A 577-nucleotide genomic window follows, 5' to 3' on the forward strand; every position below is an offset into this window, starting at 1 on the left:
GCGCTCGCGCATCGTGCCGAAGCGCACGACGCGATTGCCACCCGCGTTCGTTGCCGCGTTGCCGCCCAACTGGCACGAGCCGCGCGCGCCCAGATCTAGCGGGAAGAACCAGCCTTCGGCTTCGACGTGCGTTTGCAACTGCTCGAGGAGCATGCCGGCCTGCACGGTCACGGTGCCGCCGATCGTATCGAACGCCTCGAGCGCATTCAGGCGCGCAAGCGAAAGCGCCACTTCGCCCGCTTGTGGCGTGGCCGCGCCAGCGAGGCCGGTCAAGCCGCCTTGCACGACCACCGGCTGTCGATATTGCGTGATCACGGCGAGCGCACGCGCGACTTCCTCGGGTGCGCGCGGCAGGATCACGAGCGGCGGCGCGCAGCGCGGCGCGTCGCTCCAGTCGGCCGCGTGCGAGTTCGCGACGGCCGGATCGGTGCTCACGCGGTCGGCGCCAAGCGCATTCGCGAGTGCGTCGTGAAGGGACATCGGAGGCGAGGCTTGCATGGTTTGGTCGGTTGGGATCGAAGGAGTCGGGGGTGTCGCCTAGTCGGCCTGATGCATGCGCTCGACCTTGCCGCCGAGT

At 69.3% G+C, this 577-nt stretch carries 1 protein-coding gene; it reads right to left on the reverse strand.

Annotated features, from left to right (window positions below):
- Positions 1-498, reverse strand: a 498-nt coding sequence (locus tag U5A58_RS40445) for an FAD-binding oxidoreductase (protein ID WP_321965459.1), incomplete at its 3' end; no start/stop codon positions are given.
- Positions 499-577 lie beyond the last annotated feature (79 nt).

Source organism: Paraburkholderia sp. J7, assembly GCF_905220155.1.
Lineage (GTDB): Bacteria > Pseudomonadota > Gammaproteobacteria > Burkholderiales > Burkholderiaceae > Paraburkholderia.